The sequence below is a fragment of the Bradyrhizobium sp. 134 genome, from assembly GCF_023074155.1.
GTDB lineage: Bacteria > Pseudomonadota > Alphaproteobacteria > Rhizobiales > Xanthobacteraceae > Bradyrhizobium.
The window spans coordinates 1-14,218 of record NZ_JADPKX010000036.1; the positions used below are offsets into that span (position 1 = coordinate 1).

Genomic DNA, 14,218 nt, shown 5'->3' on the forward strand with positions numbered 1-14,218 from the left:
TCGCCCCCAAGATTCCACGGCCTCGGTGTTGTAGGCGACGAGCAATCCGTCCGCGTCACAAAGATAGACAGCGCCGGGAATGGCATCGAGCGCGGCGTGACCGGCCGCGACCAGCGCCTCGAACTCCGTGGGCCTTTGGCGCGCGGAAAACGGGAATTCTTCGACGTTTGACATGAAGCGCTCGGCTCTCGGGGGCGAGAGGAGCGACGGCCCGAGGCGGGCCTCGCCCATTGAAATGAACATGGGCGGACGCCCCTGAGGCCCGCCGAACCCACCATAACCCACCATAACCCACGTCGCGCCATTTGGTTCCGCGGGAGGGCGGCAAAGTCACCCCCTAATCTCAAAAAAATGGCCCGCAAACTGAGGCGGCCTCAGTCTACGGGGGGCAGTACGGCTACTCGACGGGCGCGGTCCCATACCTGTATTGCGACGCCGTCCACATATTGCTTGGCTTGGACAACGGCAGCGTCATCGTCTTCGCACTCGACGATCACGGCGGGGCCCTGAATGTGCCCTTCTTTATCAAAGCGATAGAGGCGATACTCCGCCATGCCAGCACTCATGGGCGCTGATGATGCACAATAATTTACAAACATTTTGCAGGGCTGAATTAGGTCCGCGGCTACAGGCGTCGAGGTCGGCAGGCCAGCACCGGGGCATAGCATACGTACAACTCGGCGACCAGAACGGATCGCGAACGCGACTGCGTCAACGCCCTGTGCTCTTCGCGCCAATCGCGTCGGTTTGCCCGGATCGCGCTGACTCCCCACTCACCGGTGAACTGAAGTCTCAGGAATGCGGGCTGGCCTCAGACGGGCCAAACAACAGGCGACTTCGATCAAAATCCAGGAGCGGAGGAGTCCCAGGCAACTGAGGCCGCTCACCACTTCACCGTGGCCCGCCTCGATTGTTTGGCGGAAAAGCGCCGCAAGAGGCCTCCACGAATGTCCAGTCGGTGGCTTCCGCCAGTGAAGAGCTGTCATCCTCCATCAACGAGATCAGCCGACAAGTTCAGGAGTCGGCCCGGGTCGCCAGCGAGGCCGTGCAGCAGGCTCGCGCCACCAACGAACGAGTTGGCACACTCTCGAAAGCGGCATCTCGGATCGGCGATGTCGTTGAATTGATTAACACGATCGCTGGCCAAACCAATCTGCTCGCGCTGAATGCCACTATCGAGGCAGCACGCGCAGGCGATGCGGGACGCGGCTTCGCTGTTGTGGCCTCCGAGGTAAAAGCCCTAGCGGAGCAGACCGCGAAAGCGACCGGCGAAATCGGTCAGCAATTGCGTCTATCCAGGGCGCAACTGATGAATCGGTTGCAGCGATCCGGCAGATCAGTAGAACTATCGAGCGGCTTTCAGAAATATCTTCGACTATTGCTGCCGCCGTAGAAGAGCAAGGTGCTGCCACGCAGGAAATTTCCCGGAACGTGCAGCAAGCCGCTCAGGGCACGCACAAGGTCTCAACCAACATCACGGACGTACAGCAAGGGGCGAGTGAAACAGGTTCGGCGTCGTCCCAGCTGTTATCAGCTGCTCAGTCGCTGTCACAGGACAGCAATCTTCTGAGGCTAGAGGTTGGCAGGTTTCTAAATGCAGTTCGGGCCGCTTGATGGAATTAGTGAGACGGGATCGCGCGATTGAACTATCAACCTGACAGGCGCTCCGAAGGCTATTGAGGGTCAAAGGCCAAAGTCTTTGTCCGCCGGTTAGTTGTTCCTCTCCCTAATAGCGCACTTCCAAGGCTCTCACTGGCCGTCTGGCGAATTTGCGAAATGGAAAGCAGCTCGCTTCGCTTGACGATTTTGGTTCGAATTCCGGAACCGATCTCTCATACTTCCAGCATCGCGCCGAGCAATAGGTAAACTCGCTTGAAGCCAATTGCTTTCGAGACGACTGTCCTGCACTAGCAGAGCAGCACCGCGTGGGCGTCGCGCTATTTCTTTTCTGCAGGATCGCGTTGTTTACGCTCGGGCTCCGGGACTTTACCTACTTCTTCGAGGCCGAATCCGGCTATTTCGTTTGAGCTGGGAGCTGCCGCGCGATACTTATCTACCGGCTGCTCTTGAGGCCTTTTGTCCCGAGCAAAACATGACGTGTTTTTGTCATGCCGAGTGTCCGGGTCCGGGGTTGGCAGCGAAACAGATACTGCAGACGAACTCCTGACGCTAGACGCAATCGTGCTGACGCGGACCGTACCGGCCTCGCTCTTTCTGGTCAGTCCCCATCAGCAGTAGTCGGTACTTGCCCGCCTTAGCGTCATGTCTCATCGAGAATTTTCCGTACTTTCTCGGCCAGCGCGCGAAACGTAAACGGCTTGCTCAACAAGTTGACCCCCGCATCAAGGCGGCCGTTGTGGACTATCGCATTGCGCGTGTAACCCGTAGTGAACAACACCTTGATCGTCGGATGCAGCCTTCTAGCGTGATCTGCGATATTTTTTCCGTGAAGATTATCCGGCAGCACCACATCGGTGAAAAGTAAATCGATGGTCCGAGACGATTCAAGAAAGCCGATTGCCGCTGCTGCGTCCGCCGCTTCAAAGACTTGATATCCGAGTTCACGGAGAACTCCGGATGAATAGGCACGCAAATCGTCATGATCTTCCACAACTAAGATAGCCTCATTCCCCCGTAACATTGTCGCAGTCGGCGGGATGCGATTTACCTGCTCGTCGGGGCCTGTTTGGGATCGAGGAAGATAGATTTTGACTGTCGTGCCATGACCTAATTCGCTATAAATCCTGATGTGCCCACCCGTTTGTCGCACGAAACCGTAGACTTGGCTCAAGCCTAGGCCGGTGCCTTTGCCGACCTCTTTTGTGGTGAAGAATGGCTCGAATACGCGGTCTACGGTAGACTTATCCATTCCGCTTCCAGTGTCTGTAACGGCCACCAAAACGTATTGGCCGGAAGGGACGGGTTCTGGCAGTGCAGTAACATACTCATCGTCCAACCATGTATTGCCGGTCTCGATTGTAAGTCGTCCGCCGCCGGGCATTGCATCTCGGGCATTGACAGCAAGATTAAGGATCGCATGTTCCAGCTCAGACGCGTCAGCCAAGGCGCTCCACAAACCGGCGTTGCCTACGACTTCAAGCCGGACCCGTTCTCCCAATGTGCTGTTAAGCAATTCCGTCATTCCCGCGAGCAAGCGATCGACATCAATTGACCTTGGATCGAGCGGTTGGCGGCGCGAAAATGCCAACAATCGCGCGGTAAGCGTCGCCGCTCGCTGGGATGCGTGATGCGCCATTGCTTGGGCACGCATGATCCGCGCAAGCTGTGGTGCATCGGATATACTTGCAATTTGCCGGCCGATCGTCTCAAGGCCTCCCATTATCACGGTGAGCAAGTTGTTAAAGTCATGTGCAACCCCGCCGGTAAGCTGACCGATAGCTTCGAGCTTCTGCGCCTGACGCAGCGCTGCTTCCGCCTCATTCCGACGCGCAATTTCTTCCGCTACACGCTGTTCAAGGGTGGCATTCAGCTGCTGCAGTCTCAGGGATGTCGCCGATACATCTTTACGCGCGCCATCAAGCGCTTTTGCGAGATGCGTCGCATGAGTCGCCGCCTCCCTGGCGGAACGCTCGCGTGCCAGCGCTATATGAACCCTTGCCTCGGTTTTAAGTAATTCGATTAGTAGCGGAAGTCCCGGCTCTATTTCATTCCAACGGACACACAAATTCCTGCCGACAAACATCAAAATTGCCGTAGGGTCTGCACGAGACACTGCGGGAACGAGTGTGTTTGGACCAGGAAACGCCACCTCTCCAGAGAACTCGCAGCAGCGCGACGCCTGGTTTAAAAATGAGCGCCAAGACGGGCCGCCAGGCAGACGCTGATGAAATCCCTGAGCTGGCGCAAAACTGCCGGTTTCCTCATCTTTCAAGAAGACAAGAAATGCTTCGCCTCCCATTTCCCTAGCCAATCGGGCCGAGGCTTCCTGCCTACGGTTGGCGTCGGCAAATCCATTCAGAAGGCACGCCCCATCATCGTTCAACTGATCTACTCGGGAAATACGCAGACCACCGCAGTGCAATTGTGAAAGCCACTGAACTGGCCTTCCGCCCGCGCGATTTGACCGTGGGTATTACACCCTGTCAGTGGAACATCGGAAAATCTTTCCTGCAAGCTGGCGAGCTCTAAGCCGAACTCGTCCCCCATCCGCAGCCTGGTAGCGACGCAATCAAAGAAAAGGGCTGCGGCTGGACGCCCGCCTAATGCAGACAGGGCAGCATTTGAAGCCACCTTCGCGGCAGCGACCGCTGATTCTGTACTAGTCCTCATGATTCTTACAACTGACCCAGTGGGGACCTCAGCAGCGCATACAACTGCGCCCCCTGCGTCGACAGCAAGGGGCACCCGCAAGCGATGCTCGACCCCTGTCTCCACTCCAATTATATTATGCAGGAAGAATGGTAATGGTTCTTTCCGATCCAAGTTCTGAGCGGTTTCTTTGGCGTGTTCTTCGAACGCTTCGATAGCAGGGAAGCCATCAAGGCTGATTACCCGCATTCCGTCGCTTGCCGTTACGCGATAGGCCTTTGAAGCGGGTCTCCAGCCGTGACTAACGCCTACCCCTAATGGCTTCGAAGAAAGAATTTCCAGGGCGACCGCGGCGTCGGACAAAACTTCGTCACCACAAAATACCGTTGTCTTTTGAAATTGAGCGTTGTCCCCCGCGCCTCCACCAAAGAATTGATATTGACCGGCTGTAGCTAATGTCAGCTGATCCACCAAAATATCAGCGTGTCCGGCTAGAGCGTCAGCCAAAACGAGAGCGGATCGAAACGGAAACTGGCCGGGTGGTGTGGGTGTAAACCTGGAAACTATCTCTTGGGCGGCCGAAGCGGCATCCCGCGCGAGATTACGCCCGATACTGTATGAAAAGACTACGTCCTCTCCTACCAGTCCCATTGCGCAGGCTGAGCCTTGCCCGCTCGTCACATTCGTAAACTCACCTGCAGACGAGGCACCGACAACTATCGTCTCGGGCAACTCCCTCTTGATGGCCGAAAGCATCGCTTGGTGATCATGCTGGGGAGCAGCAAATACGACCAAAGCGTCGGGCGATTTAGTTAGGGATTTTTGCACTTCAGCAGCCAAGTACTGGCCTGCACTCGCGCTATCTCGCAAATCGGTTGAAACGACCGATGCCCTCATACCATCCCCCAGAAACGTGAACGGTCGTAAACGGCGAGGAGGGGAAATGGTTCCAAATGACGGTCCCTGGGACGGCGAGGGATATCGTAGCAATACGTTGAAAGCTGAGGCACTCGGAATGTGAGTAGAACTGCGAGGACGGCGTTATTGAAGTACAAATGAAGTTGGGTGCCAGCTCCGTGTTCGCGTGACCCGTGGATCCGCGCACCGTGGGGAAGGCACGATCGGAGCGGCTGGCTTCAGCGCCAAGGGCAACCGGATGCTGGACGACTTCACCGGCGCTGTTTCGCTGCGAGCATTTGGGGACGAGCCGAGCGGTCCAACCACGCTCTATTTGACTGCCCCTATAATCGTTTCTTGAAGCGAGCTTAGGGGAATGTTGATGTCGCAAACGACTCCAGTCGACTCGAACAGCAATCGAGCCTCCCCTTTAAGCTGGCCGGGCAAAGCCGTCTGAATGAAACGGCTACCAAAATTCTTTTTGGTTGGTTCGACAACCGGCGGTCCACCGCGTTCGCGCCATTCGAGATGAAAGCGTTGATTTTCCGCGTCAATAGACCAAGTGATGGCGACTCGTCCCTCAGCAACTGACAGCGCGCCATACTTTAACGCATTGGTGCTTAGCTCGTGAATTATCATAGACAACGCGACCGCAGGTCCGGAAGACACGGCGACGTTGTTCCCCTCAATAGTGAATTGCTCGAAGCCTTTGGTCTGAAATGCTTTGATCGCGTTCTCGATCAGCGTTCGGCAACCCGCCCCGGTCCAGCTTTCTTGAATCAAGAGATCATGAGATACGCCGAGCGCGCTCATCCGCTCGGCGATGGTCTTGGCCGCCGCGTCAATAGATGCAGCATCCCGTAGGCTTTGAGCCGCAATTGCGGATGCAATCGCGAGCATGTTCTTTACGCGATGGTGCAGTTCCCCGATAAGAACGGTTTGTAGTTTTGCGGCAGCCACGTGGGCGTTCGCTTCAACGCCTGCTTTCAAAAGGAGGTCGCGAAGCACGTCGTTTTCGTTCTCAACTTCTCGCATGCGCTGATCGGCCTCGCTCAAAGCATTCATTTCATCTCACTCCGGCGAACGGTACTTGGACAACGGTATCCGACAAGGTTCAACAAATCCAAGTTTGGCAAATTGTTCGGGAGGCGAAGGGATCGATTGAACGACGGAGAGACCGCACTCACGCAGCTCGGTCTCCTTAAGAAGGCCGCCTGACCCTGATCCCGTTCTCTTCGGGAGGCTCGCATACCGTGCGAGCCTTGCATTTTTTCGTCCCCGGATCGCATCTCGACGTCGGGACTTCGCATTTGTCGCAAGAAGCGGAGCGCGCCGACGCCGCCCACGCACTACGGGGTTACACCCCGACTCATGCACCGCATCACAATTGGACGCGCCGACGAAGGCGTTTGGCAAGCTAACTTCGGTTTGTCCGCGGCAATACGACCTTGAACTCAGTGAACAGCCCAAGCTCCGTCTCGACCTCGATGCTGCCGCCGTGTTGCTTTACGATAATGTCATGGCTCATCGACAGGCCCAGCCCAGTACCTTCCCCGGAAGGCTTCGTAGTGAAGAACGGGTTGAATATTTTCTCTTTGATTCCTTCCGGGATTCCGATGCCGTTATCGCGAACACGTATTTCGACCTTGTCTCCCAAGTTCCTTGTCGAAGCGGAAAGCATGGGTTCGAAGCCGTCACCAGCTTCCACTTTCCGTTTCGTGATGGCGTACAAACCATTCGATATCAGATTGAGCATAACCCGCGTGATCTCTTGTGGATACACGTCAGCCACACCAACGGAAGGGTCGAGATCGCGATGCAAAGCGATGCTGAAGCTTGCCTTTTCTGCTCTAGCACCGTGATAAGCCAGGTTGAAGCTCTCCTCGACTATCGCATTGATGTCCGTAGGACGATGCTCGCCGGAGCCCTCACGGGAGTGCTGTAGCATGTTTTTCACGATGGAGTCGGCGCGTTTGCCGTGCTGAACAACCTTTTCGAGGTTATCTTTCAGCGTCTTGGTCAGTTCCTCAACTTCTGCACGAATGTTGTCGGTCAAAGTGGCGGATTTGAGCACGTCATTCAACTCGTCGGTCAGCTCCGCCGAAAGGGCCGAGAAATTGTTGACGAAGTTGAGAGGGTTCTTGATCTCGTGTGCGATACCAGCGGTAAGCTGGCCGAGCGAGGCCAGCTTCTCGGTCTGCACTAGACGATTCTGCGCGGTTCGCAGATCGTTCAGGGAAGCCGCGAGTTCTTTGGTTCGCGCCTGAACTTCGTCGAACAGCCGCACGTTTTCGATAGCAATCACGGCCTGATCGGCGAAGGTTGTGACCAATTCGACCTGCTTGTCTGTAAAAGGTTGCATTGTTCGGCGCAGCAGCACGAGTGCGCCAACCGGGTTGCCTTCGCGGAGAAGGGGTACTCCGAGAAATGTTCGCGGATTACCGCTTAGTTTCTGCGCCTCCGAGAACGCGTAATCGGGATCGGCAAGCACGTCTGGCACATGAATTACCTTTCCTTCAAGCAGGGTTCGGCCCGTAATGGTCGCGCGTTCCGGCTTGACAGGGATGTCTTTCACATAATCCATGAACTCCGGCGTAAAGCCGTATGATCCGGCGCGGAAATATTCGTCCCCTTTCTGGCGCGTGATCGCGGCCATATCCGCCTCGCACAATCGAGCCGCAGACTCGACGAGCGTGTCCAGGACGGTTTGCAGGTCAAAGGCAGAGCGGCTGATGACCTTGAGCACATCGGCGGTCGCAGTCTGCTGCTGGAGCGACTCTCGCAGATCCTCGGTGCTCGCGCGGAGCTCACGAAGCAACCTCGTGTTTTCGATAGCGATCACTGCTTGAGCCGCGAACTGTTTCAGGAGCGATATCTGCTTCTCCGAGAAACGCGTCGGCTCCTGGCGGAAGATCATGAAGTTACCGACCAGCTGATCGTTCTTTAGGAGCGGAACGGCAAGAACACTTCGCGCCTCTCCTAGATCGACCAGCGCGCGCCGGTTGGGTTCGCCTCTGAGATAGGCATCGGACTCGCGAAGATCGGAAATTTCTACAATCGGTTCGCCACGCAAGAGGCGGGCCGGCGCCGTGCCGGGTCCGTACTCCACCGGCCGGTTACGCCGGTATTCATCATAGGCTGAAGGGAGCCCACGCGTGGCAGCGGTATGAAACAGCTCGCCGTCGAATGTATTGAGCACACCGAAATCGGCAGCGCAAAGGTCCATCGCCTTATCGAGCATCGCATCGAAGACGAGTCCTAAGTCGCCGAAAGAACCGCTGATTACGCCGAGAACTTCGGCGGTCGCGGTCTGTTGCTGTAAAGATTCGGAAAGTTCGCGCGATTGTCTCTGGACCTCCTCGAACAGGCCGGCATTCTCAATTGCAATAAAGGCCTGACTGGCAAAGCTTTCCACGAATGAGATTTGCTCCGGGGTGAAAGGTTTAACCTCTTGCCGGTACAAGTTGATGACTCCGACAATATTGTCGTCCCTGATCATCGGAACGTACAGCACCGTCCGCGCACCGCCGAGTTCGACGCCTGCAACCGCGTTGGGATTGCCCATCCGATAAGCGTCGCTCTCACGGGCATCAGGTATATGCGCTGGTTTCCTGGTCGCTCGCATGAGATCAACCGGGGTCGCTGCACCGCCGGTATGGAGATGCTGCTGACGATACGCGGCCAGTGCAGGAGGGACACCGATTTCCGCCATGGCCCGCATAGCGCCTTCTTCCATCTTATAGATGAAGCCGCATTGCGCCGCGCAAATGCGCATGGCATTGGCGAGCATCGCCTCGAACACCGGTCCGAGTTCACCGCGAGCGGAAGATATAATTTGAAGAACCTCAGCGGTTGCCGCCTGCCGTTCACGTGCCTCAGCCAGTCCGAAGGTAAGGCGGCTAAGTTCCGTCCGCAGATCGGCAGCCGACGGACCACTCGGGTCCCGGATTTTCGCTTGGCTCTTGCGCTTCGCCTTAGGAGCCTTTTTACCCGACTTTTGGGCACTGCTCCGTTCCGGGGACCGTTGGGTCATATATAGCCTCTGATCTCAAGGCATTCTATTGCTTTGAGGCGGTATCCCGGAAGGGCAGAACTCCAAAAAATTGGAGCAAATGAACGAGCCGATCCGATGTCAGTTCAGGTCACAAGCTGAAACTTGGATGGCTGAGGTGCCAAGGTCCGATTCTTAGCCAGACGCGGACCTTGGACCGTCGAGCCTGTGGGTATGATCAGGGACGTGTGAACCTACGATTTCGGACCGACGGCGAGCTGGCAAAACGGCGTCTCCTAGACGCTCTGTTCCATAATCGTTCATTACACGAATCCGGCGGAGCTTTCCTTCAAAATAGCCGTGGATAACCGCTATTCGTCACCTTCCGCTCCAATTCAGCACTTCTGTTTGAGGAGTGAAGGAGCAGGCACGATGCAGTCCGAGATTTCGCCAATCGACGTTGGCTCCAGTCGCGAGCGAGCCCATGGCCTAGCCATTCGACGGGCTGCAGAAGCCCTGCTTAAACCCTCTCCGGATTGGCTCGTCGACGTGCTTTCAGATTTCTCTTGGGAAGTCGGGTCCCAACATAGCATCGACGAGATGTCTCTCAGCAAAGAGGAGTTGTCCAGCTTGGTGTCCTCGGCTCAGAGCCAAACACTTGCGCTGCACGACGCCATGCGCGGCCCCCTGGCAGGCCATGTAGCGCTGCAAACGCCGAGTATGACAGAGGAATTCCAAGAGCAGCTGGCTCTCGATCTTCAGCGTTACTACAATGCGCTCGGGACCACCAAGAAAACGATGACCGACGAAAAAGGGCATTTGAAGAGTGGCCGTGGCAAAACCCATCTATTGAACACCAAGCCGGCACGGTACGTTTGTGCGGCAATAATCGCAGAAGCCGGTGCGTTCCTCACGACAAACCGGTTCTCTGCGCCCAAAAAGACGGCCATGTACGATTCCGCAACCTATCTTTGGACCTCACTCCTGCCCATAGGGGGTTGGGGGAGCAGCAGGCAACCGAGTTGGAGGCATTATTTTGAAGCAGCGGCGGACCCCTCGCTCGATTCACTAAGACGAGAGGTACATCGTCAGCTGGCTATCCGCTTGGGAGACACGGCCTGGCGGAAATAACTCCCCCAAATTAACGGGAGTTTCCGTCAATTCAAATATAGGAGGGATTCTTTTAGGCTTCGCGGCGAATGGGGCGCTCCGCGATGAATGCACAAGACATTGGCTTGGATTTGATTTCTGATGCGACCATCCCGGAGCGTCAGATCGAACTCTGGGACCCACGTAATCTCCGAGCGCATGCGAAAAACGCACGCAAGCACAGCAGCGCTCAAATTCGAGCCATCGCGAAAAGCATACAGGCATTCGGTTTCAATGCGCCAATACTGGCAGATCAGCATGGCAATATTCTAGCGGGACATGGCCGAGTTGAAGCGGCAAAACTAATCGGACTCGCCAAAGTACCCGTACTACTCTTGCAACACTTGTCCGACGTCGAGGCCAATGCTTACATGTTGGCCGACAACAAGCTAACTGATCGATCAAGCTGGGACGATGCCGCACTAGCGGTTCAACTTAAAGATCTTTCTGAACTCGCCCTGAGCTTTGACATCGACGCAACCGGCTTTGAACTTCCCGAGATCGACTTCCGAATTCAGTCTCTCGGTGACGCGGAACTTGCCGACGATGTAGATAGTTTTGATCTTACGAATACTGACCCTACATCTACGGTTGGCGATTCGTGGCAGCTCGGCGATCACCGCATTTGCTGTGGCAATGCCTTAGAGCCTGGGCTTTACACTGAGCTCCTCCGCGGCGAATTCGCGACATCGGCCTTCACCGACCCGCCTTACAACGTCAGAATTGACGGGCATGTGAGCGGCAACGGCTCCGTGCAACATCGGGAATTCCCGATGGCGACTGGCGAGATGTCGGTTGAGGAGTTCACGGCCTTCTTGAACTCGATCTTGTCAGCCATCAACCAGCACACCGTGCCAGGCGCGCTGATTTATACCTGCATGGATTGGCGTCACATGACGGAGATGCTCGCCGCCGGCCGGGCGGCCGGCTGCGATCTCTTGAACCTCTGTGTGTGGGTAAAAAACAACGGCGGCATGGGATCGCTCTATCGGTCGCGTCATGAACTAGTCTTTGTATTCAGGAACGGGGCCGAGTCTCATCGAAACAACGTTCAGCTCGGGAGGTTCGGTCGAAACCGAACCAATGTCTGGAATTATGCTGGGTCGAGCTCATTCACCCGCAAAGGGTCAAGTCGCGGCACCGAACTACACCCAACCGTGAAGCCTGTGTTGATGGTCGCTGACGCTATCTTGGATAGCACAAGCCGAAATGACATTGTGCTCGACCCATTCTTGGGAAGTGGGACAACTCTTCTCGCGGCAGAGCGAACCGGCCGGCGGTGCTACGGCATCGAGCTGGATCCCGTCTACATAGACACGACCATTGAGCGCTGGCAGCGGACAACGGGACGCAAGGCCGTAAGCCCGTTTGGCGAGACATACGAATTCCTAAAGGCGAAGAGGAGGGCTGGCAAATGAGCGGTCCCTCAGATGAGTACAAGGTTGGATACGGCCGCCCTCCTTTACCGACCAGATGGAAGAAGGGACAAAGCGGAAATTCTCGCAAAAAGCCGAAACGGCCTGAGAATGTGACCGAGAGTCTAAATCGGCTGCTGCTTTCACCTGTGACGCTGGCCCTGAATGGAGAGACAAGAAGCGTCCCCGCCCTCGAAGCGATCGTCTCTCAGCTTCAACTGAAGGAGATGTCAGGTAACTCGAGGGCAACGCGCACACTTCTGAAGTATCAGCGCCTCGCAAACGAGCAAGGTGATCGACGCCAACACCTCGTGCTTAAGTTCATGAGCGACGAAGTTCATGATGTTCCATCAAACCATACCTCGGGGCCTAATCGTGACTGACGACACTACCGGCTACGGCCGCCCTCCTAAGCAATTCCAGTTTAAACCCGGTCGTTCTGGCAACCCCAAGGGCCGCCCGAAACGTAAGCCAACCGCTTTGGCCGATGTGATCAAGGAAGCGCTCGTTGCCCCTATCCAATACCGCGAGCAAGGTCGGACCCGAACCACGACTCGAACAGAACTTGGCCTGAAGATGATCGTCGACAGAGCAGTCAAAGGAGACATCAACGCTGCCGATCTGATTCTCACGGTTTATACCGAAGCGCTTCGACATGGGACACTTGGTAGCGAAATGCTCGAAATCGAAGGTTGGCTTCAGGATTTCCCCGAGCAGACGGCTGAGCAAAAATCACAAGATGTCGTGGCAACCTCAATCACAGACTCGACGCGTTGACAATTTGGCCCGTCACTCATCTTGGCGAGGCGGCCCAATAACTCCGCAGCTATTCAGACCACGCAATGACAAATTCGCGGCCACATCGGCCTTCGTCCGCAGCACGGCTGTCACTAACGAAGCTTCACGCGGGACAGGAAGCTGCCCACTGGGCACTGCACGGGCATCGCTTCAAAGCGCTTCGTTGCGGCAGACGCTTCGGTAAGACCGATCTCGCCAAAATATGGATTGCCGACGGTCTCCTCCGTGGATGGGAGTGCGCATGGTTCTCGCCTCAGCATCGGACCTGGGCAGAGGTTTATTCAGAACTAGCAATTGACTTGCGGCCGATTATCGAGAGGGCATCAAAGCAGAGCGCCGTTATGCGCTTCAAGACTGGCGGTCGGCTAGACTTTTGGACTCTCGAAAATCCAATTGCAGGCCGAAGCAGGCGTTATCGTCGTGTCGTGATTGATGAGGCAGCCTTCGCGAAGGACGGCGACAATAAGGTCGAAGGCTCCATGATGAGCCTCTTCGAGAAAGCCATCAAGCCCACCCTCTATGACTTCGATGGCGAAGTATTGGTATGCTCAAACTCCGCCGGTAAGAATCCCGACAATTTCTTCTATAATATCTGTACCGACCCGCAATATGGCTTCGTCGAGCACCACGCTAGAACGGCCGACAACCCACTCCTACCAAAGAGACTCGGAAACGAAGCTCTTGCAACCTGGAACGCGCGCCGCACGCGCGTCCTGGAAGAACTAGCCCGGGATAACGACCCGCTTGTATTCGCCCAGGAATACCAAGCCGAATTCGTCGACTGGTCGGGTGTTGCATTTTTCAGCAGAGAGAAGCTTCTCGATGGCGATCAGCCCGTCGCATATCCCAAGACGTGCGATGGCATATACGCTGTTATCGATACTGCTTCAAAGACCGGCACCGAACATGATGCAACGGCAGTCACGTACTTCGCGGTCAATCGGATTGGACGAACCGCGCCGCTTGTAATCATCGATTGGGATATCGTTCAAATTGAAGGAGCTACCCTCGAAACTTGGCTGCCATCGGTCTTTATGCGGCTTGAGGAACTCGCAAGGATCTGCGGAGCCCGTAGCGGAGCGCTGGGCGCGTGGATTGAGGATAAAAACTCCGGCACGATTCTCCTGCAGCAGGCACAACGCCGGGGAATGATGGCCAGATCCATCGACACAAAGTTGACCGCCATGGGAAAGGACGAGCGAGCGATTTCCGTGTCAGGCTACGTCCACCGCGGCCAGGTTAAGTATTCTGGTCCGGCATTCAACAAAACATGCGTCTATAAGCGTAAATCGCGCAACCATCTTCTTGATCAGATTGAGAGCTTCCGAGTTGGAGATAAGAACAGCGACCGAGAGGATGATTTGCTCGACACGTTTTGCTATGGAATTTCGATCGGTCTCGGCGATAGCGACGGCTTTTGATCGAGCCGCTTGGAGCCCCACAATGGGGCGTTCTATGGCTCCTGCATTATTAGAACGAGACTTTCTCCAAGTTCGTGAACCGCATAATAAACTCTGGACTTGAGAGAGAGCCCTTCATCGTCAGACTGTCTTCAAGAAAGCAGTCCGTCGCCTTCTCAAGGAAGGCCCCTGAAAATTTCACATAGTCCCGTTCGGTGACTTCTCCAAGAGCGGAATATAGCTTGGTATCGGGTTCAATAAGTGTGTCGGATCCGGCATCCGACAGTGCCGTACTGAAG

Annotated in this window: 9 protein-coding genes and 1 pseudogene; 5 read left to right on the top strand and 5 right to left on the bottom strand. The window is 55.8% G+C overall.

Features of this window, described 5'->3' with window-relative positions; translation table 11 throughout:
- Nucleotides 1-374: 374 nt before the first annotated feature.
- The gene (locus IVA75_RS14130) at nucleotides 375-554 is read right to left on the bottom strand and encodes a hypothetical protein (protein WP_247290912.1); all 180 of its coding nucleotides are present in this window, start codon (nucleotides 552-554) and stop codon (nucleotides 375-377) included.
- Between the two features lie 377 nt (nucleotides 555-931).
- On the opposite strand from IVA75_RS14130, the pseudogene IVA75_RS14135 reads away from it, so the two are divergent.
- Nucleotides 932-1,614, top strand: a pseudogene (locus tag IVA75_RS14135) (methyl-accepting chemotaxis protein); the annotation flags it as partial.
- A gap of 646 nt (nucleotides 1,615-2,260) precedes the next feature.
- On the opposite strand, the gene IVA75_RS14140 reads toward IVA75_RS14135, so the two are convergent.
- From IVA75_RS14140 to IVA75_RS14155, 4 genes are all read right to left on the bottom strand, one after another.
- Entirely contained in the window at nucleotides 2,261-3,919 is a 1,659-nt protein-coding gene (locus IVA75_RS14140) for an ATP-binding protein (protein ID WP_247290914.1), read from the bottom strand.
- A gap of 89 nt (nucleotides 3,920-4,008) precedes the next feature.
- Nucleotides 4,009-5,166 (bottom strand): FIST N-terminal domain-containing protein, encoded by a 1,158-nt coding sequence (locus IVA75_RS14145; protein ID WP_247290916.1) that lies wholly within the window; start codon nucleotides 5,164-5,166, stop codon nucleotides 4,009-4,011.
- 330 nt (nucleotides 5,167-5,496) lie between these two features.
- Nucleotides 5,497-6,231 carry a sensor histidine kinase gene (locus tag IVA75_RS14150; protein WP_247290918.1) on the bottom strand — a complete coding sequence of 245 codons (735 nt, stop codon included), beginning with the start codon at nucleotides 6,229-6,231 and terminating at the stop codon, nucleotides 5,497-5,499.
- A gap of 352 nt (nucleotides 6,232-6,583) precedes the next feature.
- A complete protein-coding gene (locus tag IVA75_RS14155; protein WP_247290919.1) occupies nucleotides 6,584-9,199 on the bottom strand; it encodes a GAF domain-containing protein in 2,616 nt (871 codons plus the stop codon).
- Nucleotides 9,200-9,589: 390 nt separating this feature from the next.
- Between IVA75_RS14155 and IVA75_RS14160 the strand changes: the two genes are divergently transcribed.
- The 4 genes from IVA75_RS14160 (at nucleotide 9,590) to IVA75_RS14175 (ending at nucleotide 13,940) form a co-directional block, all read left to right on the top strand.
- Nucleotides 9,590-10,288 carry a hypothetical protein gene (locus IVA75_RS14160; RefSeq protein WP_247290921.1) on the top strand — a complete coding sequence of 233 codons (699 nt, stop codon included), beginning with the start codon at nucleotides 9,590-9,592 and terminating at the stop codon, nucleotides 10,286-10,288.
- An 83-nt stretch (nucleotides 10,289-10,371) separates the two neighbouring features.
- Nucleotides 10,372-11,724 (top strand): DNA methyltransferase, encoded by a 1,353-nt coding sequence (locus tag IVA75_RS14165; RefSeq protein WP_247290923.1) that lies wholly within the window; start codon nucleotides 10,372-10,374, stop codon nucleotides 11,722-11,724.
- 372 nt (nucleotides 11,725-12,096) lie between these two features.
- Nucleotides 12,097-12,498 (top strand): DUF5681 domain-containing protein, encoded by a 402-nt coding sequence (locus tag IVA75_RS14170; RefSeq protein ID WP_247290925.1) that lies wholly within the window; start codon nucleotides 12,097-12,099, stop codon nucleotides 12,496-12,498.
- Nucleotides 12,499-12,860: 362 nt separating this feature from the next.
- Nucleotides 12,861-13,940, top strand: coding sequence for a hypothetical protein (locus IVA75_RS14175; protein WP_247290927.1), 1,080 nt, complete (start codon nucleotides 12,861-12,863; stop codon nucleotides 13,938-13,940).
- Nucleotides 13,941-14,218 lie beyond the last annotated feature (278 nt).

Bases quoted from the DNA above. Each gene is read 5' to 3' on its own strand.
- IVA75_RS14130 (WP_247290912.1), bottom strand. From the start codon at position 554: ATGGCGGAGTATCGCCTCTATCGCTTTGATAAAGAAGGGCACATTCAG.
- IVA75_RS14165 (WP_247290923.1), top strand. From the start codon at position 10,372: ATGAATGCACAAGACATTGGCTTGGATTTGATTTCTGATGCGACCATC.
- IVA75_RS14150 (WP_247290918.1), bottom strand. From the start codon at position 6,231: ATGAATGCTTTGAGCGAGGCCGATCAGCGCATGCGAGAAGTTGAGAAC.
- IVA75_RS14155 (WP_247290919.1), bottom strand. From the start codon at position 9,199: ATGACCCAACGGTCCCCGGAACGGAGCAGTGCCCAAAAGTCGGGTAAA.
- IVA75_RS14175 (WP_247290927.1), top strand. From the start codon at position 12,861: ATGCGCTTCAAGACTGGCGGTCGGCTAGACTTTTGGACTCTCGAAAAT.
- IVA75_RS14160 (WP_247290921.1), top strand. From the start codon at position 9,590: ATGCAGTCCGAGATTTCGCCAATCGACGTTGGCTCCAGTCGCGAGCGA.
- IVA75_RS14140 (WP_247290914.1), bottom strand. From the start codon at position 3,919: ATGGGAGGCGAAGCATTTCTTGTCTTCTTGAAAGATGAGGAAACCGGC.
- IVA75_RS14145 (WP_247290916.1), bottom strand. From the start codon at position 5,166: ATGAGGGCATCGGTCGTTTCAACCGATTTGCGAGATAGCGCGAGTGCA.